Raw genomic sequence first — 19,793 nt, 5'->3', positions numbered from 1 at the left:
GAACCCGTAATTTTAACGGGCATGGCCGACTGCTAGAGTCGACGGCCTATGCATGGCCTGCACCTCACCGCCGATTTGCACGACTGTCGATGCGCCAGCCAATGGCTCGTGGACGCCAAGGCACTGGGGGCCGTGTGCCGCAAGGCCGCGACCGCCGCGGGGCTGCAGCCGGTGGGCGAGCTGTTCCAGAGCTTCCCCGCCACGGTCAACGGCCCCGGGGGTGTCACGGCCACGGTACTGCTGGCCGAGTCGCACCTGTGCGTGCACACCTGGCCCGAGCTGCGCGCCGCGACGCTCGACGTGTACGTGTGCAACGTGGGGGCGGATCATTCGCCGGCCGCGCACGCGCTGATGGACTGCCTGGTGTCGCTCTTCGAGCCGCAGCGCAGCGAGCGCCATGCGCTGCAGCGCGGCGCGCTGGCCGCGGAACACGACACGGCCACCGCGCCGATCGCACGCTGATGAACGCGCCCGCCCAGGCGATGGTGCTGGCCGCCGGTCGCGGCGAGCGCATGCGCCCGCTCACCGACCACACGCCCAAGCCGCTGCTTCCGGTGCAGGGCAAGCCGCTCATGCAGTGGACGCTGGAGGCGCTCGCGCGCGGTGGCTTCCATGACGTGCTGCTGAACACCGCCTGGCTGGGCGAGCAGATCCCCGCGCATTTCGGCGATCGCTTCGGCACGCTGACACTGTCGTATTCGCATGAGGGACAGGACTTCGGCGACGCACTGGAAACCGCCGGCGGCGTCGTCCGCGCGCTGCCGGGCCTGGCGGATGTGTTCTGGGTGGCGGCGGGCGACGTGTTCGCACCGCAGTTCGAGTTCACGCAGCAGGCCGTGGACCGCTTCGCGTCCAGCGGGCGCCTGGCGCACCTGTGGTTGGTGCCCAATCCGGCGCACAACCCCAAGGGCGACTTCGGCATCTCCGCAGAGGGGCTCGCGGTCTCGCGCCCTGGGGACAGCCAGCCCAGCTACACCTTCTCGACCGTTGCGCTCTACCGCGCCGCGTTCTTCGCTGCGCCGCGCTGCGACATCGCCCCCGGCAACGCCGGCGGCATCAAGGCCGCCCTGGCACCCATGCTGCGAGCCGCCATGGCCCAGGGCCTTGTCAGCGCCGAACTCTACGAAGGCCCGTGGACCGACGTGGGCACGCCCGAGCGCCTGGCAGCCCTGAACGCTTCGAACTGATCCGTCGCGAAAAACAAAAAAGGCCAGCGGCGATGAACCGCTGGCCTTGGATTCCGGATGAGCCAGGCTCACCGGAAGGTCATCATGGCACGTTGGCGCTGGTGATGATGAAGGGCTTGCCCGGCAGGCTCATGTCGCCGCCGTACTCGAAGGGGTACTGCGAAGGCGCCTGGTTGTTGGGGCCGAGGCCGCAACCGGCGTTCGGCTTGCAGGCCATGCCCGAGCCCTGGTTGGTCCAGAAGATGACCGAACCGTAGCGGTAGTTGCGGATCGCCTTGCCGCCGAAGTCGGCCACCGACAGCACCCAGCCTTCGGTGCCGTGGTTCTCGTTGTCCTCGATCATCACCGGGTCGACCAGTCGCGAGTCGGTCAGGACCGCCTGGCGCACGGTGCCGCTGTTGTGGTTGGACGCGAAGTCCACCCAGCGCACGGCGCGTTCACCACGCGAGAGCACCATGATCGAATCGTTGATGGCGTTGCCGGTGTCGTTGGCCGAACCGCGGTAGTAGGCGATGCTCGTGGGGTTGGCACCCACGGCGACGTTGCCCACCTGGCTCAGCGAGCCCGTGCCGCTGCCGTTGCCGTAGCCGCCCAGGTCGAAGATGCGCATGTTGCCGTCTTCGGTGGCGACCCAGCCGCGCAGGTTGCTGCCCCACAGGGTGGCTTTGACGGCCGTCGGCTTGGCGCCCAGGTCGACGGTCTGCACGACCCTCGGCTTGTCGCTGTCGGCCATCTGCGAGAAGGCAAAGGGCCACTGGTTGTCGGCCATGCCCACCGAGGTGGTCTTGTCGAAGTCGGCACGCGCGCCGAAGTACATGCGGCGGTAGTAGTCGAACAGGGGCTTCAGGTCGACGAAGGCAGCGCGCTTCTCCGACTTGGACACCACGATGGCCATGCCACCCTTCGCATACGAGCCGGTGTTGCGGCCGCTGATGAAGGTCTGGCGGTTGGTCTCGTTCGCCAGCGCCATGGCGTACTCGGTGGTGAAGTTGCCGGAGGCGTCGGTCGGGCGGCCCGTCCACGGATTCCAGCCGGTGGTGGCCGTGATCTCGGTGGGTGCGCGCATGCCGTCAGGCAGGTCCACGTAGCCCAGCACCTTCATGAAGCCGATGTTGCCGCGATTGGCCAGGCCAGGGTTCACCGTGTTCCACTCGCCCCAGCCCACGTCGCCCTGGTTGGGCTGGGAGGTGGTGCAGCCGTTGCACAGGCCCGCCAGCGCCACCACGGCGATCTGGCCCTTCAGCGCGGCGGTGTCCCACACCGTGACCAGCGCGAACTCGGCGCTGTTGGTCTGCACGATGCCGGTGGGCACCTTGTTGGCACCCAGCTGGGCATTGGCGAAGTTGCTGGAGGTGTTGCTGCCCACGGCGGTCGACAGGCGGCCGTTCTGGTAGGCCACCACCGACTCCAGGCCCCAGCCCGGGCGGCCATAGGCACGTGCCGCGGCGACCGGGTTGCGGGCGCCGATGCTGTTGCCGTGGTCGTCGTCCAGGCCTTCGAAGCTGTTCATGTTCGGGTTCTTGCCAGCCCACAGCGGCGCGGGTTGCGGACGCTGCGTGAAGGTGTTGAACGACTGCGCGATGACCTGGATGTCCGCCACGCCGACGCGGGTGGTGGGTGCATCGGGGACATAGACCGCATTGCCGAAGTTGGCGAAGTAGTCGCCCGGATCCTGGGTGTCCGGACCGCCGACCTGCCAGTCGCCGCCATCGCTGGCGTAGATGCGCGCGTTGTTGGAGCGGGCATGCCAGGTGGTGCCGGACTTGGCGGCGCTCGATGCGGCGCCGTAGCGGTAGGCGATGCCTTCGGCACTGCTCATCTTGCCGGCCATGGCCACGTAGGCGGCGGGGTCGATGCGGCCGCTGGCGTCGACCACGTCACCGCTGAGGGCGGTGCCGGACGAGCCCACCGGGACGGTGGCAGGGGCCGGAGCGAGTGCCGGAGCACTGGGTGCGGGCGCAGGCGCAGCGGGTGCAGGAGCCGGAGCCGCCGGAGCGGGTGCCGGGGCGGACGGTGCGGGGGCGGGCGCAGGAGCCGCCGGTGCGGGGGCCGGCGCAGACGGACGACCCCACCGCTTTTCCAGCGATGCGGCATCATCCTGCGCTACGGGACTGGAATCTCCGGCAACGGAACCGTTCGAACCGGTAGCCTGGCCACTCGTTCCACCACCGCCACCACCACAGGCGCTCAGCGCCACCAGCATTGTGAGTAATGCCGAATTCTTAATAACTTTCAAGACCGAATCCTCTGGTTGAAATAACCAATTGGACCTGTTGGGTCCCTGCTCAGGCAAATGTTCTTTCAAACCTTTGCACTGTCGGTTGGCCTGCAACAAGCACCTGTTACAGACGTATGGCATCGTGATCCCTATGACAAACACATCCCCTTACACTGATCGCAGAGCCCGCCTCGCCGCACAGTTGGGCGCAGGTGGCATCGCGGTCATCCCCACTGCCCCGGAACGTCAGAGAAATCGTGACAGCGACTTCCTGTTCCGACATGACAGCTACTTCTTCTATCTGACAGGCTTCTCCGAGCCCAACGCGTGGCTGGTGCTCGAGGGAAACGGGCGCAGCACCCTCTTCTGCGCCCCCAAGGATCTCGAGCGCGAGATCTGGGACGGGTACCGGCTGGGCCCTGACGCCGCGCCGCAAGCGCTTGGCGTCGACGCAGCCTGGTCCGTCGATGAGCTTGAAAAGCAAATGCCGCGCCTGCTCGAAAACCGTTCTACCGTCTGGTACAACTTTGCTACTCACAAGGGGCTCGAGTCCCAGGTAGACACCTGGTTACAGCGAGTAAGGGCACGGGCGCGCTATGGCGCAATTTGTCCGGAAGAGCAGCGCGATTTGTGCGGTCCACTTGACGAAATGCGGCTTGTCAAGGACGCACACGAGTTAGAAGTAATGCGAAAGGCTGCAGCGATCAGTGCCAAGGCGCACATCCGGGCCATGCAATTGTCAGCAAGGATGTTGCGCGAAGGCCACGACGTGCGCGAGTACCACCTTGATGCCGAGTTGCTGCACGAATTCCGCCTCAACGGTTCGCAATACCCCGCATATGGGTCCATCGTGGCAGCTGGCGCGAACGCCTGCGTGCTGCATTACCGCGCCGACGTGGCGCCGATTCGCGACGGCGAACTGGTCTTGATCGATGCAGGCTGCGAGCTGGACGGCTATGCGAGCGACATCACGCGGACCTTCCCGGCGAACGGCAAGTTCACCGGGCCGCAGCGCGCGTTGTACGACCTGGTGTTGGCCAGCCAGGATGCAGCAGTCGCCGCGACCAAGGCCGGCGCCCGCTTCACCGACCCGCACGAGGCCACGGTGGCGGTACTTGCGCAGGGGCTGCTGGACCTGAAGATCCTGGATGCCGCCAAGGCGGGCAGCGCGCAGGACGTGATCGAGCAGCGCGCCTACTTTCCCTTCTACATGCATCGCACCGGCCATTGGCTGGGCATGGACGTGCACGACTGCGGCAGCTACGTGGAGCCCAGCCAGGTCGGCGAGACGAGCGAGCGCAAGGACCCGCTTTCCGGCGAGACCATCACCAACCGCCCCAGCCGCATCCTGCGGCCGGGCATGGTGCTGACCATCGAACCGGGCCTTTACGTACGGCCGACCGAAGGCGTGCCCGAGGAATTCTGGAACCTGGGCATCCGCATCGAGGACGACGCTGTGGTCACCGAGACCGGTTGCGAGCTCATCAGCCGCGGCGTGCCGGTGAAGGCCGACGAGATCGAGGCCCTGATGAAGGCCTGAGAAAGGCCGCGCGCTACGCCTCGGGCCGCAGGCCGGCGACGGCCGCACCGGCCCAGTGGCCGCGGCTGAAGGCCTCCTCGAAGATGGAATAGCCCGACCAGTCGGCATGCGCGAAGGCCAGGCGGCCCTCGCGCACCCCTTTCTGACCCCCGTCCAGTTGCGCCAGCAGGCCCGGCGACGGGATCGCCATGGCATGTCCGTAGCGGGTGAGCTGCATGCGGGTCGCCAGCCGCGGGAGGTCGGGGTGCGCCACCGACAGCTCGGCCAGCAGTTCGTCGCGCCAGAAAGTCCAGGCCCGGTCCAGCAGCAGGCGGCGGCCGTCGATGCCGGCGTCGTGGCGGCTGGGGCCCAGGGGTCGGTACCAACTGATCACCGTCTCGCGCGGGGTCGGGTCCAGCCGCTGGTGGCCGGCGTCCACGTAGCCCAGGCCGCGCGTCCCGTAGAGCACGTTGTCCCAGCTGGGGGCCGCGCCCGGCCGGTCGGCCAGGGGGGCGCTAAGGTGCACGTTGGCGACCAGCCAGGGCGCGTGCCGCAGCGCGGCGGCGGTGCGGCGCAGGAATTCCGGCGGGCTTTGCACCACGCGCCCCGCCACGAAGACGGGCAGGGCGACGATGCAGCGCTCCGCCTGCCAGCGCACCAGCTTGCGCTGGCGGACGTCGAAGGCGTCCAGCTCGACGCCCGCGCGGGTCTGCGCGATGCGCGTCACCACCTGGCCGGCCTGCAGTCGCTCCGGGCCCAGGGGCGTGGCCAGCTTGCGCGAGAGCCAGCCATTGCCCTCGGGCCAGGTCAGCACCGCCTCGCGCTCCTCCGAGTCGTCCGCGGCGTGGCCGGGCGCGTGGAAGCCGTGGCGGCTGGCGAAATAGTGGATGCCGGCCCAGGCGGAGACTTCGCCGCTGCCGGCACCGTAGTCGTCGCGGCAGCAGTAGTCCAGGTACCAGCGCAGGTGCGGATCGTCCAGGCCCTGGGCGGTCAGCCAGGCGTCGAAGGTCTGGGCGTCCAGCGCCAGTTGCTCCGGCCCGGGCGTGCTGCGCGCCATGGGAATGGTGAAGCGTTCGCGCCGGCGCAGCGCGTCCACCCGTTCGTCGAAACGTCGGTACTGTTCGAAGCTGCGCGCCGGCACGCCCTGGACCGGCAGCAAGCCCTCCTGCCATTCGCCCTGGAAGAACAGGCGCTCCTGCGGGCTGTGGCACAGGTGGCGCTCGTCGTATTCCCAGCGGCCGGCCACGCGCCGGCGCAGGCCCAGTTCTTCCAAGAGGTCCTGCACCTCGGGCGCATCGTCGCCGGGCACGGGCAGGTAGTGGGCGCCCATGGGGCAGGGCAGGCCCTGCACCGCGGTGCCGCGGCTGTTGCCGCCCGGCTCGTCCTCCAGTTCGAACAGGACGAAGTCCTCCACCCCGCCCAGCCGCAGCGCACGCGCCGCCGCGAGGCCGGCCACGCCGCCGCCGGCGATCAGCACGCGGGTGCGGCGCGTCTCATCCGGCGCCTTGCCGGCCAGGCTGCCGTCGCGCAGCGCATGGCCCCGTTCGACGTCGACACCCGTGAAGCCGCCCTCGATGTGCGAGACAGCGGACGGCGCTTCGCAGGCGGCAAGCGCCAGGCTGCCCGCCGCGGCGCCCAGGAAGCGGCGCCGGCCGATCATGGCTTGCCCCACTCGTGCTCGTAGGTGGTGACCAGCACCTGGTTCGACAGCCGGTTCACCGGCGCCGGCACCTTCGCCATGTCGGGCGGAAAGGCGAAGAGCAGCGGCAGCGCCTCCGGCGTGAGAAATCGCAGCCCGGCCGGCAGGGCCTCTGGCATGCGCCACGGCCGATGGCTCGCGACGATGAAGCCCCATTCGCCGAAGCTGGGCACATGCGCGTGGTAGGGCGTGGCCCTGAGGCCCACCGACTCGATGGTGGCGGCCACCGTCCAGAAGCTCTTGCGCGCGATCAGCGGCGAGGTGGTCTGCACCACCGCGTAGCCACTGGCCGACAAACGCTTGTCCAGCAGCGCGTAGAAGGAGTTCGTGTAGAGCTTGCCGATGGCGAAGTTGGTCGGATCGGGGAAGTCCACCACGATCACGTCGTACACCTCGTCCAGGTCCTGCTGCAGCCACTGGAAGGCATCGGTGTTGACGATGCGCAGCTTGGGCGAACCCAGCGAATGGCCATTCAGCGCCGCCAGTGTCTCGTGGCTGCCGAAGAGCTGCGTCATGTTGGGATCGAGCTCGACCAGCGTGACCTGCTCCACCGAGGGGTACTTGAGGATCTCGCGAACCGCCATGCCGTCGCCGCCACCGAGCACCGCCACCTTCTTCGGTGCGCCGTGCGCGGCCATCACCGGGTGCACCAGCGCCTCGTGGTAGCGGTACTCGTCGCGCTCGGCGAACTGCAGGTTGCCGTTCAGGTAGAGCCGGTGGCCTGCGGCGCCGCGCGTGACCACGATGCGCTGGTAGGGCGAGGTGGCGCTGAAGACGATGCGGTCCTGGTAGAAGCGGTCCTCGGCCACGCTGGTGATGCGGTCGGCCCCGACGAAGGCGAGCGTCAGCAGCAGCAGGGCCGCGGCGCAGGCCACGGCATGGGCCGCGAAGCGCCGCAGTTCATGCCGGAACAGCCACAGCGCCCAGACCGCCACCGCCGCATTCATCCAGCCGAACAGCAGCCCCGTGCGGATCATTCCCAGGTGCGGCACCAGCAGCAGCGGGAAGGCCACCGACACCGCCAGCGCGCCCAGGTAGTCGAAGGTGAGCACCTGCGAGACGAGTTCCTTGAGCTGAACGTGCCGGCGCAGGATGCGCATCACCAGCGGGATCTCCAGCCCCACCAGCGTGCCCACCACGACCACCAGGCCGTAGAGCAGCAGCCGGAAGGCGCCCGGCACCCAGGCGTTGGCCAGGAAGAGCAGTGCCGGCATCAGGCCGCCGATGCAGGCCACGAGCAGCTCAATGCGCAGGAAGTGCGCCGGCAGTTGCCGGTCCAGGAAGCGCGACAGCCAGGAGCCCAGCCCCATCGCGAAGAGATAGGTGCCGATGACGGTGCTGAACTGCAGGATCGAGTCGCCCAGCAGATAGGAACTGAGCGCCGCGGCGCTGAGTTCGTACACCAGGCCGCAGGCGGCCACCACGAAGACGCTGGCCAGCAGGGCCACGTCGACAGGGCCGGGGCGGCGCGCTTGCGCTGCTGCGGCATCGGACGTCTCGGAGGCCAGCGCCGGCTCGGAAGGAATCGCAGAGGTCAAGGGAGGCTTCGCGGCCGATAGTCCGCGCTCATTTCAGCAGGCCGAGGGCTCAGTGGATCGCGGCCGCCACGATGATGGAGATGCCCAGGCACATGGCCGCCACCACCAGCGCGAGCGCGCGGTTCTGCTTCTCGACGATCTCGTTCCACAGGTTGTAGGGCGTGAGCTTGTCGATGACGACGAAGCACACCCAGAACACCACCACGCCGATGAGGGCGTAGACCAGGGAGCCCAGCACGACCGCCGGCTTCAACCATTCGATTCCCATGATGCAGACCTCCTGTTGAAACGATTCTCTACTTGTGGCCGCCGCCGCTCGAATAACCCCCGTAGGAGCCACCCGAGGTGCGGGAAGAGGAAGAGCAGTTCTCGTAGCGCGGATCGCATCGCGAACTGCAGGTGCTCAGGATGCCGAGCAGCACGATGAGCAGGAAAAGGATGAGGATCACCGTGCCGCAGCCCAGGCGCGGCGCCGTGCTCAGCGGCGCGGCGTCGCTGCGCTTGAAGAGCGCCTTCTGGTCATCCAGCTTGAAGGCCGCGGCCACGGTGGCGCTGTCGAGCTTGGAGCCGCCCGACCAGGTCTGCTCGCTGCGCGACTGCTCCAGCGACAGCAGGTCGCGGCCCGCTGCGAAGTCGCGGTTGAAGGTCTGCTGGCCGCGCTCGACGCGCCAGTAGAACTCGCCGGACACGTAGCTGGTGCTCGCGTTGTAGCTGTACTGCAGCGGGTACTGCTTGCCCTGCGCGGTGGCGAAGCGGCCGTCCTTGGACAGGGTGGCGCCACCGGTCAGCGGCCGCACCAGGCTCCAGCCTTCCTCAGAATCCACCAGGAAGGAAAAGCCACGCTGCTGGTTGTAGAGCAGGTATTCGCTCCAGCCGAAATGCTCGTCCTCGCCCGGCACCTCGCCCATGCGGTGCTGGAAGCCCACCACCTGCCACGACACGCCCTGCAACTGGCCGGTGCGGCCCAGCGCGATCAGCGGGCGCACCGGCTCGTCCTGGGTGGTATGCCTCAGTTCGCCGCCGATGCCCTCGCTCAGGTCGATGAGGGTGCCGCAGCTCTTGCAGGCGATGGACTTGCTCTCGGCCAGCACCGGCGTCACCGACGCGCCGCAATTGGGGCAGGCGAAGCTGCGGCCTTTTTCTTCCTTCGCCGATTCGCTGCGCAGGCCGGTGAGCTTCAGCTCGTCCAGCGAAGCGCTGCGGCCGAGGTAGGCGGTGGGCGCCGGGGTCTCGTACTCCAGGCTGAGCACCAGGCCTTGCTCGTTGCGCAGTTCCACCACGGTGAAAGGCTGGCCGAGCGTGGGCAGGCGCGGCAGCTCGCCCTGCGCCGAGATCAAGCTCACCTGCTGGTTCGAGCTGACGGTGAAGGGCCGCCCGTCGATGGCGGTGGTCAGGCCCAGCCGCAGCGTGTCCGCGGAGGGCGCTTCACGCTTCAGCTCGTAGGGCAGGGCGAAGACATAGGCGCCGTTGTCCTCGGCCAGCACGCCGATGCGGCCATCGTCCAGCGCGGCGATCCACTCGGTCCAGTGGCCGCCCTCGTACTGGTACTGCAGCCGCCCGACGATGGTGAAGCCATGCCCCTGCATGCTTCCTGCGGCAAAGAGCTGCAGCGGGCTGAAGTCGTCGAAGAGCTCGGCCATCTTGCCGATGCGCGAGAGCGTGTCGCCCTGGCGCACGACCGTGCTCTGGCAGTAGGCGCAGACGGCATGGGTGGACTGGGCCGAGCGGAACTCGACCGGCGCGCCGCAGCCCGGGCAGGGGGCCCGGTAGGCACGCTGGGGGCTGCCGGCGCCCTCAGCCATTCGACGACGACGGCGTCATCTGGAAAGCGGCGCGGCTCAGACCAGCTTCTTGAGCAGTTCGGTCTTCTTGGCGTCGAATTCTTCCTGCGTGAGGATGCCCTTGGACTTGAGTTCGCCCAGCTTCTCCAGCGTCGCCATGACCTCCGCCGGGCTGATGGCGGCCACCGCCGGCGCGGCGGCCGGCGCACCGGCACCACCGGGATTGCCCTGCAGGCCTTGCGCCAGGTTCTGCGCCAGCACCTGGCCCAGCGCCACGCCGGCGCCCAGGCCCATGGCGTCGCCCGCCACCCCGCCGCCCTGCGAGGCGCCCTCGGCGAACTTGGGGATGGCCTGCGCCGTCTGGTACTGCATGAACCTGCCCATGTCGTTGCCGACCATGCCCATGCCGATCTTCTGGTCGAGGATCTTCTGCAGCTCTTCCGGCAGCGAGATGCTCTGCACCGTCATGCCGTCCAGCTGCAGCCCGATCTTGGCGAACTCCGGCGCGAGCTGGCTGGCCAGCGCCTGCGCGAACTGGATCTGGTTGGCCGCCAGGTCCAGGAAGGGCACGCCGCTGGCGGCAATGGCGTTGCTGATGTTCTGCAGCACCAGGCCGCGCAGCTGGCCGTCCAGGTCCTGCACCGAATAGATGTCGCGCGTGCCGGAGATCTCGGTGTGGAACTTCTTCGGGTCGGCGACGCGATAGGCGTAGTTGCCGAAGGCACGCAGGCGCACCGCGCCGAAGTCCTTGTCGCGGATGCTGATGGGCTGGGGCGTGCCCCACTTCTGGTCCACCTGCTGGCGGGTGCTGAAGAAGTAGACGTCGCTCTTGAATGGGGACTCGAAGAGCTTGTCCCAGTTCTTCAGGTAGGTGAGCACCGGCAGCGTCTGCGTCGTCAGCTTGTACATGCCGGGGCCGAAGACGTCGGCCACCTGGCCTTCGTTGACGAAGACCGCCATCTGCGATTCGCGAACGGTGAGCGAGGCCCCGTTCTGGATTTCCATCTCCGCCATCGGGAAGCGCCAGGCCAGCGTGCCGTCGCCGGTCTCGGTCCACTGGATGATGTCGATGAACTGTTTCTTGATGAAATCCATCAGTGCCATGGCGCTTCTCTCCTCGTGTTGCTCGGGTGGTTCGGGCCTCCGCCTGGAAGTTTGCCATAGCGCCGCAGTGCGGCGACCCGGCATGGCGCGGCGGCCCGCACAGGCGAGGTCTACAATCGGCGCCCCTTACAACGAAGCCGTGGGCCCGAACGTGCATCAGCGGCAGCAGGAGTCAACTCGTCCATGTCCGATCCCACTCCCACCAGCAATCCGGCGGCCAGTCCCTTGAGCGCCGAAGACCGGCAAGCACAACTGCGACGCGCCGCGCTGGAGTACCACGAGCATCCCATTCCCGGGAAGATCGCGATCACTGCGACCAAGCAGGTGCTCAACCAGCGCGACCTCTCGCTGGCCTACTCGCCCGGGGTCGCCGCGCCCTGCGAAGAGATCGTCAAGGACCCGGTCAACGCCTTCAAGTACACCGCTCGCGGCAACCTGGTGGCCGTCATCACCAACGGCACCGCCGTGCTGGGGCTGGGCGACATCGGCGCGCTGGCGTCCAAGCCGGTGATGGAGGGCAAGGGCGTCCTGTTCAAGAAGTTCGCAGGCGTCGACGTGTTCGACATCGAGATCGACGAGAAGGACCCGGCCAAGCTGGTCGAGGTGATCGCCGCGCTGGAGCCCACCTTCGGCGCCATCAACCTGGAAGACATCAAGGCCCCGGACTGCTTCTACGTCGAGCGCGAGTTGCGCAAGCGCATGAAGATCCCGGTCTTTCACGACGACCAACACGGCACCGCCATCACCGTGGCTGCCGCCATGCTCAACGCCCTGAAGGTGGTGGGCAAGGACATCGGCGAAGTGAAGCTGGTGGCCTCGGGCGCCGGCGCCGCCGCGCTGGCCTGCCTGAACCTGCTGCTCAAGGTGGGCCTCAAGCGCGAGAACGTGTTCGTCACCGACCTGGCCGGCGTGGTCTACGAAGGCCGCACCGAGCTGATGGACGAGGACAAGGCCCGCTTCGCGCAGAAGACCTCGGCGCGCAAGCTCGGCGAAGTGATGGAAGGCGCGGACGTGTTCCTGGGCCTGTCGGCTGGCGGCGTGCTCAAGCCCGACATGGTGGCCGGGATGGCCGCCAAGCCGGTGATCTTCGCCCTGGCCAACCCGAACCCGGAAATCACCCCGGAAGACGCGCGTTCGGTGCGCGAGGACGTGGTGATGGCCACTGGCCGCACCGACTACCCGAACCAGGTCAACAACGTCCTGTGCTTCCCCTACATCTTCCGTGGCGCGCTCGACTCCGGCGCCACCACCATCACCGACGAGATGGAAATCGCCGCGGTGCATGCCATCGCGGAGCTGGCACAGGCCGAGCAGAGCGAGCGCGTGGCTGCCGCCTACGTGGGCGAGAAGCTGAGCTTCGGCCCTGAGTACCTGATCCCCAAGCCCTTCGACCCGCGCCTGATGATCAAGATCGCGCCGGCGGTGGCCCAGGCGGCGGCCGACAGCGGCGTGGCCCTGCGCCCGATCAAGGACATGGACGCCTACCGGGACAGGCTGCAGAACTTCGTCTACGCCTCGGGCACGACGATGAAGCCGATCTTCGACGCGGCCCGCCGCGCCCCGAAGAAGCGCGTGGCCTACTGCGAGGGCGAGGAAGAGCGCGTGCTGCGGGCCGCGCAGATCGTGGTCGACGAAGGCATTGCCCGCCCCACGCTCATCGGCCGCCCGGCCATCATCGCCCAGCGCGTGCAGAAGTTCGGCCTGCGCCTGCGCGAGGAGCTGGACTACGACGTGGTCAACACCGATTTCGACCACCGCTACCGCGACTTCTGGCAGACCTACCACCGCATGACCGAGCGCAAGGGCATCACGGTGCAGGTGGCCAAGATCGAGATGCGCCGGCGCCTGACGCTGATCGGCTCCATGCTGCTGCACAAGGGCGACGTGGACGGCATGATCTGTGGCACCTGGGGCACCACCGCGCTTCACCTGCGCTACATCGACCAGGTGATCGGCAAGCGCCCCGGCGGCTGCGCCAGCACGCCGCAGGACGTGCCGATCTACGCCTGCATGAACGGCCTGCTGCTGCCCGACCGCCAGGTCTTCCTGGTGGACACGCACGTCAACTACGACCCCAGCGCGGTCGAGCTGGCCGAGATCACCACCATGGCGGCCGAGGAGATGATGCGCTTCGGCCTCAAGCCCAAGGCGGCGCTGCTCTCGCACTCCAACTTCGGCAGCAGCGAGAACCCGAGCGCCGTGAAGATGCGCGAGGTCCTGGCCCTGCTTCGCGAGCAGGCGCCCTGGCTGGAAGTGGACGGCGAGATGCACGGCGACGTGGCGCTGGACGGCAAGCAGCGCGCGCAGGTCATGCCGCACAGCGCGCTGGCCGGTGACGCCAACCTGCTGGTCTTCCCCAACATCGACGCCGCAAACATTTCTTACAACCTGCTCAAGACGGCGGCCGGTGGCAACATCGCCATCGGCCCCGTCCTGCTGGGTGCGGCCAAGCCGGTGCACATCCTGACCGCCAGCGCGACGGTTCGGCGCATCGTCAACATGACGGCCCTCACCGTGGCCGACGCAAACGCCGACCGTTAACGTTTTGCAAGAAAGCGGCCGCTAACTTCCAAGTGCGACCGCCTCCGGGGCGCCTGCTCAGAAATTGGGCAGGTGCTTGCTATTTGCGCGCGTCTGGTGCACACTGGCGGGCTTGAATTCGAGGGTAAACCCCAGGCTTTCGGCGCTGCCGAAACCCGGTTTTCCGCCGGATCCAGTTCACTGGGCTTCACTGGCCCTCCCGCTTTTTCAGTTCGCGTTGTCCCATCGTGGCGTTCGCCTTCCTCAGGTCTGTCGTTTCGAAACTTGCGCTCACCGGGCTTGTGCTCACGGCGCTTTCGACCGGGGCCCAGGGCTTCGAATGGCCCGGGACCACGAGCCGTCAGCAGGCGACCACGGTCGCCCTGACTGAACTTCCGGCGGAGGGACAGCGAACCTACCAGGCCATTTTCGATGGTGGCCCGTTTCGGTACGAGAAGGACGGCAGCGTGTTCGGCAATCGCGAACGCCTCCTGCCACGCGAAGCGCGCGGGCACTACCGCGAATACACGGTCGCCACCCCAGGTGCCCGCAACCGCGGCGCGCGGCGAATCGTGTGTGGTGGTGCGCTGAAGGCGCCTTCGACCTGCTGGTACAGCGCGGACCACTATGCGAGCTTTCGCCGCATCGTCCCGTGAACCAGGGATCTGGAAACTAAAGGCATTGGAGAGGCGTCCCTACGCGCCTGACGACGACATGTTGACGACTATGGAAAGACCACCGGAGATGAACGTAACCTTTCGCGGCGTACGCCCGAACATCGTGCAGTCGATCCGCGCATTCCGCGTGAGCGACCTGCAGGAGGCGGCGCAGTCGGCGGGGCAGCATTTCCTGTATGCCAACCTGGGCAATGCCCAGAGCAAGCAGGACGTGCTCGACCTCATCGCCCAGCAGTTCATGTTCCCGCAGCACTTCGGCAAGAACTTCGACGCGCTGTACGACTGCATGACCGACCCGCTGCACAAGTCGGGCCCGCAGCCCGGCTTCGTGGTGGTGCTCGAGCAGATCCCGGCCAACGGCAAGTTCGACAAGGAAGCACGCGAGCAGTTGCTGGACATCTTCCGAGACACCTCGGACTACTGGGGTGATCGCAAGATCCCCTTCCGGTGCTTCTATTCTTTTCTGTAGCCCGTTCTGCACAAGCCAGCCAAGCAGAACGGGCGAACGAGGCTAACAACGGCGCCGCCACGGTCGCCGCCGCACCCGCCACCGAGGTCCCCGAAGATCCGAACGCCGAGAAGATGCCCACGGACAAGCTCCTGGACGTGTCGCCCCTGGCGCTGCGAATGAGCAGCCCCTTCAACGCCGGCTACTGGCTCGCGGCCGCCTGAGGCCCTGCCGACCGGTACAAAAAAAGACCCGCTTCGGCGGGTCTTTTTCGTTTCTGCGGCGGTTGCTGGCTGCTTCTACTTCTTCAGCGCCAGGGCCAGCGCCACGTATTCCTCGACGGCCACCTCCTCGGCGCGCCGCTGGGTGTCGAATTCGCCGTCGAAGGCCATCGCCTCCAGCCACTTGCCCAGGGTGTGGCGCAGCAGCTTGCGGCGCTGGCTGAAGGCGGTCTGCACCAACTGCTCGAACAGCCTGGCATCGACAGGCGCGAATTCGGCGCGCGGCACCATGCGCACCACGGCGCTGTCCACCCGCGGCGGCGGATCGAAGCTTTCGGGCGGCACGAAGAGCACGTTCTCCATGGCGTAGCGCCACTGCAGCATCACGCTCAGGCGCCCGTAGTCGGAGGTGGCGGGCTGCGCCACCATGCGGTCGATCACTTCCTTTTGCAGCATGAAGTGCTGGTCGGCAATGCGGCCGGCGAACTCCAGCAGGTGGAAGAGGATGGGGGTGGAGATGTTGTAGGGGAGGTTGCCCACCACCCGCAACGCCGCCGGCTGGTCCGGCGCCAGTTCCTGCGCCAGCGCGCCGAAATCCACCTTGAGGACGTCCGACTCGATGACGGCCAGCTGCCCGTGGTTGCGCAGCCGCGCCGCCAGGTCGCGGTCCAGTTCGATCACGGTCAGGCGGCCCAGACGCTCCACCAGCGGCTGCGTGAGCGCGGCCAGGCCCGGGCCGATTTCCACCATGGCGTCGCCCGGTCGCGGCGCGATCGCCTGCACGATGGCATCGATGATTCCTCCGTCCGAGAGGAAATGCTGCCCGAAGCGCTTGCGCGGGATGTGCTTCATGGCGCGGCGTGCCGCGCTGCGGCCCGGCGGGAAGCCATCAGGACTGCGGCGCCTCGCGGAATTCGACGTAGGCGCGGCCGCGCACTTCCTGCGCCCAGGTGTTGTAGGCCTCTTCCATGCGCTTCTCGCGCAGCACGGCACGCGCGGCCTCGCGCTGCTCGGCCTGCGACAGCTTGGCCTCACGGCGCTCCTCGACCTGGATCAGGTGCACGCCGAAGCGCGAGACGACCGGATCGCTCACTTGGCCGGGCTGCAGCCGATTCATCGCTTCCTCGAACTCGGGCACGAACATGCCGGGACGCGACCAGCCGAGCTCGCCTCCGTCCTTGGCGCTGCCGTCCTGCGAGTTGTCGCGCGCCAGGCCCGCGAAGGTGGCCGTGCCGGCATCGATCTGCTTCTTGAACTCGGCCAGTTTCTGCGCTGCCTGAGCGGTGTTGGCCTTGTCGTCCACGCGCAGCAGGATGTGGCGCACCTTGGTCTGAGAGACGGTGGCCGAGGCTTCGCCGGGCTGCGACTTGCTCAGCACCTTCAGCACGTGGAAGCCTGCGCCGGAGCGGATCGGCCCGGCGATGCCGCCCACGGGCGTGTTCTGTGTCGCCTCCATGAACAGGGGTGGATAGCGGTCGGCGCTGCGTACGCCCAGGGCGCCGCCGTTGAGGCGGTCAGGCGCGTCCGACAGATCGCGCGCCAGAGCACTGAAATCCTCGCCGGAACGCGCGCGCTGCGCGATGCCTTGCGCCTTCTGCTGCAGCTCGGCCACCTTGGCGTCCGAAGCATTCTCGGGCACGGTGACCAGGACGTGGGCGATGTTCACGTCCGGCGCGGCCTTCGCGGCCGAGCTGCTGCGCTGGTCGCGCAGGTATTGGTCCACCTCCAGGTCACTCACCTTGACCCTCGGCTCGACCTCGCGCTCGCGCAGCCGCATCATCGTGATCTGGGTGCGCAGTTCCTGACGGTAGGCGTCGCGCGAGATGCCTTCCTGCGCCAGGCGGCGGCCCAGCTCCGTGACCGTCATCTGGTTCTGGCGGGCCACGCCTTCCTCGGCCTGGTCGACCGCGAGGTCGTCGATCTTGATGCCCAGTTCCTTGGCCTGCTGCAGCTGCGCCTTCTCGACGATGATGCGTTCCAGCGCCATGCGGTTGAGTTCGGGGCGCGGCACGCGCTCGACCTCGGAGCCGCCCTGGCGCAGGGCGCGTTGCACGCGCGAGAGCACCTCGGTATTGGTGATCGGCTCGGAGTTGACCAGCGCCACGATGTACTCGGCCACGCGCTGCCCGCTGGGCGTGGTGGTCGGCGCAGGCGTCGGAACCGGTGTAGCCGCCACGGCGGGCGGCAACTGCTTCTGCGGCCCGGCGCGCATGATGTCCGTGATGCCGCGGGGCGCCGGGCTCGCGGTGGCGCCCGAGCGGGTGCTGCTTTGCGCCTGTGCAATGCCTGCAGCGCCCAGGGCGGCGAGAAAGATGGCGCTGTAGAGAATTCGGGATTGGCTCATGGCTGGCCTTCTTCAGGGAGAAATCAGTCGTATTGGGTGAATCGGCTCGGCGACTCGAGCCGTTGACGCAGTGGCTGGTATGCGCGGATGTTGCTTTGCAGGCTGCGCAGCGGGCTTGTGCCCACGGCGGCGAAACCGACGAACTCCAGTTGGAACATGATCCGGGTGTTGGCCGTCGCCAGCCCGGTGGTCAGGCGCTCGACCACAACCCGGCCGATCCAGCAGCATGCATCGTATTCCAGCCCGATGATGCCATCCGTGAGCTTATTGTCCTCCATGCTGTAGTTCAGCCGGCCAACGGCATACCAGCGCCCGCCGCCCTGGCCACGGCCCGGGCCGAGGTCCTGGCCCTTGTCGCCCCAAAGGTCGTTCAGCGGCCACTGCCATGCGAGGTCGATGGACTTGCTGCCGTCATTGGCCTGCGGCGTGCTCTCGGCCTGGTAGCGGTAGGCGGCGTACAGCGAGCGGTAGGGCCCCGGCTGGTAGCGCCCGCCCAGCGTGGTGCGGTTGGAGCGCTGGGTGTCGGGGTTGTACTGGATCGTGCCTTCGGTGCTCCACTGGGGCGTCCAGTTGATCGAGCCGCCCAGCAGGATGTCGCTGAAGCGGTCGGTGACGGGCGCCTGGCCGGGCAGCACCACTTCCTGGTCCTTGAAGCGGATGCGCTGGGCGATGCCCACCCGCGCCGCTTCTGCGCCGGTGTCCGGGTCGATCAGGCGCGAGGTCACGCCCACGGTGGCCATGTTGTTGTCTGCGATGCGGTCATTTCCCGAGTAGACGTTCTCGGTATAGATCGTCGCGAAGTTGAAATCGTTCTGCGCCGTGTCGTAGATCGGCAGCTGGTTCTGGTCCTTGAACGGCGTGTAGGTGTAGAAGGCCCGCGGCTCCAGCGTCTGGGTGAAGGCCCGGCCGAAGAAGCTGGTATCGCGCTCGAAGATCAGGCCCGAGTCCAGGCTGAAGGTGGGAAGGACCCGGGTGGCGCTGGCACGGCCGAAGTAATCGGTATCGAACTGGTAGGCGGTGCCGTTGAGCATCAGCTTCGGAATCACGAAGCTGCCGGGCGTGAGGAAGGGGCGGCTGATCGCCCCCACCGCGAAGATGCGCTCGGCGTCGGGCTGCTGGGGCCGGCCGGGGTACAGCAGGGCCTGCAGCGCCGGGTCGCCATGGAAGCGCGTGTAGTCGCCGTCGAAGGTGAAGTCGAATCCGCCCGGCAGGCTGTACTTGGTGTAGTTGATCGTCATCTGCGGCAGCCGGTCGTACGGCGGCACGATGATCGAGTCCTGCGCCTGCAGCGTCTGGTAGGACAGCGCGCGCACCTTGCCGGAGAAGTCGCCCTTGCCCCAGTACAGCGCTGCGTCCGAAGCCAGCAGGCGCTGCGTGACGGAGGGCGTGCGGTTGAAGTCGCTCCAGTAGTTGTCGTCGCTGACTCGGTTGATGCCCAGGCTGCCCGAGAGGAAGTCCAGGCCCAGGCTCTTGGCATCGAAGCTCTGCTGGTGCTGCGTCCAGATGCCCCAGCGGTCCTCGCCATCGCGCAGGCGGTCGTTGGGCATGAAGTCGACTCGTGCGCTGCCGCTGTAGGTGCCTTCGAGGTAGCGGAACTCGGTGCCCAGGTTGACGCCGCGCTTGCTCATCAGCGTGGGCACCAGCGTCAGGTCGCGGTTGGGTGCGATGTTCCAGTAGTAGGGCAGCGTGAGTTCCAGCCCGTTGGTGTTGTCCAGGCCGATGATCGGCGGCAGGAGGCCACTCTTGCGGTTGCCCGACAGCGGAAAGCTCAGCGACGGGAAGGCCGGCGTGGAAAAACCCATGAAGCTCAGCCGCGCGTCGGTGGCGGTGCCCACGTCTTCTTCCTTGTCGGCGCGAAAGGTGGCTGCGGTGAGCAGCCAGTCCGGGGTCCAGCCCGGGTAGTCCTCGCGCCGGCAGGTGGTGTAGGTGGCGTTGTGGGCCACCGAGATGTTCTCGTCGATGAAGTCGATGCGGCTCGCATCGCCATGGCCTCCGGTGGCCAGGAACTGGTAGCGCACCCGATCGAAGAAGCCCTCGAAGGTTTCGAGCTTCAGCTGCACCGCCGGCCCTTCGTAGACGTTGCCGGCCTGGTTGATGCGGACATCGCCCGTGGCCTTGGCGACGTCCGTGGCCTGGTCGTATTCGAGGCGGTCGGCGTTGATGACGGTGTCGCCCTTGCGCAGCTGCGCGTGGCCTTCGATGACGGTGTCGAGGTCGGGCCGACCGGAAATCTTGTCGCCGGTGATGAAGCTGGGCAGCTCGCCGCTTCCGCCGCGCGGCGGGGCTTCGGTCAGCTGGGGCGTGGGGCGCAACTGCAGCGGCCCCGAAAGCGGGTCGGGCGCCGCGCCGGTAGGCGCATCCTGTGCCATGGCGGCTTGCGCGTGCAGCAGCGCGATGGTGAGCAGCGCCAGCGGCAAAGGCGGGCGGCACCGACGCCGAGTGGCACGGGACAATTCAAGCATCGGCAGGTGAGGGTACTTTGATGTGCGACGGAACAGGGGCTCGGCACCGGGGCCAGCGTCTTTGCGCAGGTCCCG

At 67.7% G+C, this 19,793-nt stretch carries 15 protein-coding genes; 6 read left to right on the top strand and 9 right to left on the bottom strand.

Going from position 1 to position 19,793, the window contains the following annotated elements; genetic code table 11:
• Positions 1-48: 48 nt before the first annotated feature.
• Positions 49-462 (top strand): S-adenosylmethionine decarboxylase family protein, encoded by a 414-nt coding sequence (locus BM345_RS08375; protein WP_093377804.1) that lies wholly within the window; start codon positions 49-51, stop codon positions 460-462.
• A gap of 20 nt (positions 463-482) precedes the next feature.
• Positions 483-1,187 carry a nucleotidyltransferase family protein gene (locus tag BM345_RS08370; RefSeq protein ID WP_093378394.1) on the top strand — a complete coding sequence of 235 codons (705 nt, stop codon included), beginning with the start codon at positions 483-485 and terminating at the stop codon, positions 1,185-1,187.
• 82 nt (positions 1,188-1,269) lie between these two features.
• Here BM345_RS08370 and BM345_RS08365 read toward each other — a convergent pair whose 3' ends face one another.
• Complete coding sequence (locus tag BM345_RS08365; protein ID WP_139237480.1) at positions 1,270-3,096, bottom strand: hypothetical protein; 1,827 nt, start codon at positions 3,094-3,096, stop codon at positions 1,270-1,272.
• 460 nt (positions 3,097-3,556) lie between these two features.
• Between BM345_RS08365 and BM345_RS08355 the strand changes: the two genes are divergently transcribed.
• Positions 3,557-4,945 (top strand): aminopeptidase P N-terminal domain-containing protein, encoded by a 1,389-nt coding sequence (locus BM345_RS08355; RefSeq protein ID WP_093378392.1) that lies wholly within the window; start codon positions 3,557-3,559, stop codon positions 4,943-4,945.
• 13 nt (positions 4,946-4,958) lie between these two features.
• On the opposite strand, the gene BM345_RS08350 is transcribed toward BM345_RS08355, so the two are convergent.
• The 5 genes from BM345_RS08350 to BM345_RS08330 form a co-directional block, all read right to left on the bottom strand.
• On the bottom strand, positions 4,959-6,584 hold the full coding sequence (locus BM345_RS08350; RefSeq protein WP_093377797.1) for an FAD-dependent oxidoreductase: 1,626 nt from the start codon (positions 6,582-6,584) through the stop codon (positions 4,959-4,961).
• A complete protein-coding gene (locus BM345_RS08345; RefSeq protein WP_093378389.1) occupies positions 6,581-8,131 on the bottom strand; it encodes a polyamine aminopropyltransferase in 1,551 nt (516 codons plus the stop codon). The genes BM345_RS08350 and BM345_RS08345 overlap by 4 nt, the downstream gene beginning before the upstream one ends.
• A gap of 79 nt (positions 8,132-8,210) precedes the next feature.
• A complete protein-coding gene (locus BM345_RS08340; RefSeq protein WP_093377794.1) occupies positions 8,211-8,429 on the bottom strand; it encodes a DUF350 domain-containing protein in 219 nt (72 codons plus the stop codon).
• A gap of 28 nt (positions 8,430-8,457) precedes the next feature.
• A complete protein-coding gene (locus BM345_RS08335) occupies positions 8,458-9,963 on the bottom strand; it encodes a DUF4178 domain-containing protein (protein WP_093377792.1) in 1,506 nt (501 codons plus the stop codon).
• 36 nt (positions 9,964-9,999) lie between these two features.
• Positions 10,000-11,046 carry an SPFH domain-containing protein gene (locus tag BM345_RS08330; RefSeq protein ID WP_093377790.1) on the bottom strand — a complete coding sequence of 349 codons (1,047 nt, stop codon included), beginning with the start codon at positions 11,044-11,046 and terminating at the stop codon, positions 10,000-10,002.
• A 183-nt stretch (positions 11,047-11,229) separates the two neighbouring features.
• Here BM345_RS08330 and BM345_RS08325 point away from each other — a divergent pair, with 183 nt between their 5' ends.
• The 3 genes from BM345_RS08325 to BM345_RS08315 all read left to right on the top strand — a co-directional run bounded on the left by BM345_RS08325 (position 11,230) and on the right by BM345_RS08315 (position 14,712).
• Positions 11,230-13,587 (top strand): NADP-dependent malic enzyme, encoded by a 2,358-nt coding sequence (locus tag BM345_RS08325; protein WP_093377787.1) that lies wholly within the window; start codon positions 11,230-11,232, stop codon positions 13,585-13,587.
• 224 nt (positions 13,588-13,811) lie between these two features.
• Positions 13,812-14,222, top strand: a complete 411-nt coding sequence (locus BM345_RS08320; RefSeq protein ID WP_093377785.1) for a guanyl-specific ribonuclease — start codon at positions 13,812-13,814, stop codon at positions 14,220-14,222.
• 88 nt (positions 14,223-14,310) lie between these two features.
• Positions 14,311-14,712, top strand: a complete 402-nt coding sequence (locus BM345_RS08315; protein ID WP_254789649.1) for a barstar family protein — start codon at positions 14,311-14,313, stop codon at positions 14,710-14,712.
• Between the two features lie 278 nt (positions 14,713-14,990).
• Here the strand turns inward: BM345_RS08315 and rsmA are convergent, their stop codons facing one another.
• Genes rsmA through BM345_RS08300 form a run of 3 tightly spaced genes read right to left on the bottom strand, consistent with a single transcriptional unit; the run spans position 14,991 to position 19,718 of the window.
• Positions 14,991-15,764: a 16S rRNA (adenine(1518)-N(6)/adenine(1519)-N(6))-dimethyltransferase RsmA gene (gene rsmA, locus BM345_RS08310; RefSeq protein WP_093377780.1), complete on the bottom strand. Its 774-nt coding sequence runs from the start codon at positions 15,762-15,764 to the stop codon at positions 14,991-14,993.
• Positions 15,765-15,801: 37 nt separating this feature from the next.
• Positions 15,802-17,256: a peptidylprolyl isomerase gene (locus BM345_RS08305; protein WP_093377779.1), complete on the bottom strand. Its 1,455-nt coding sequence runs from the start codon at positions 17,254-17,256 to the stop codon at positions 15,802-15,804.
• A 23-nt stretch (positions 17,257-17,279) separates the two neighbouring features.
• On the bottom strand, positions 17,280-19,718 hold the full coding sequence (locus BM345_RS08300; protein WP_093377776.1) for an LPS-assembly protein LptD: 2,439 nt from the start codon (positions 19,716-19,718) through the stop codon (positions 17,280-17,282).
• Positions 19,719-19,793 lie beyond the last annotated feature (75 nt).

The sequence above is a fragment of the Variovorax sp. OV329 genome, assembly GCF_900114785.1.
Lineage (GTDB): Bacteria > Pseudomonadota > Gammaproteobacteria > Burkholderiales > Burkholderiaceae_C > Variovorax.
This window is presented reverse-complemented; position numbering and strand designations above follow the sequence as displayed.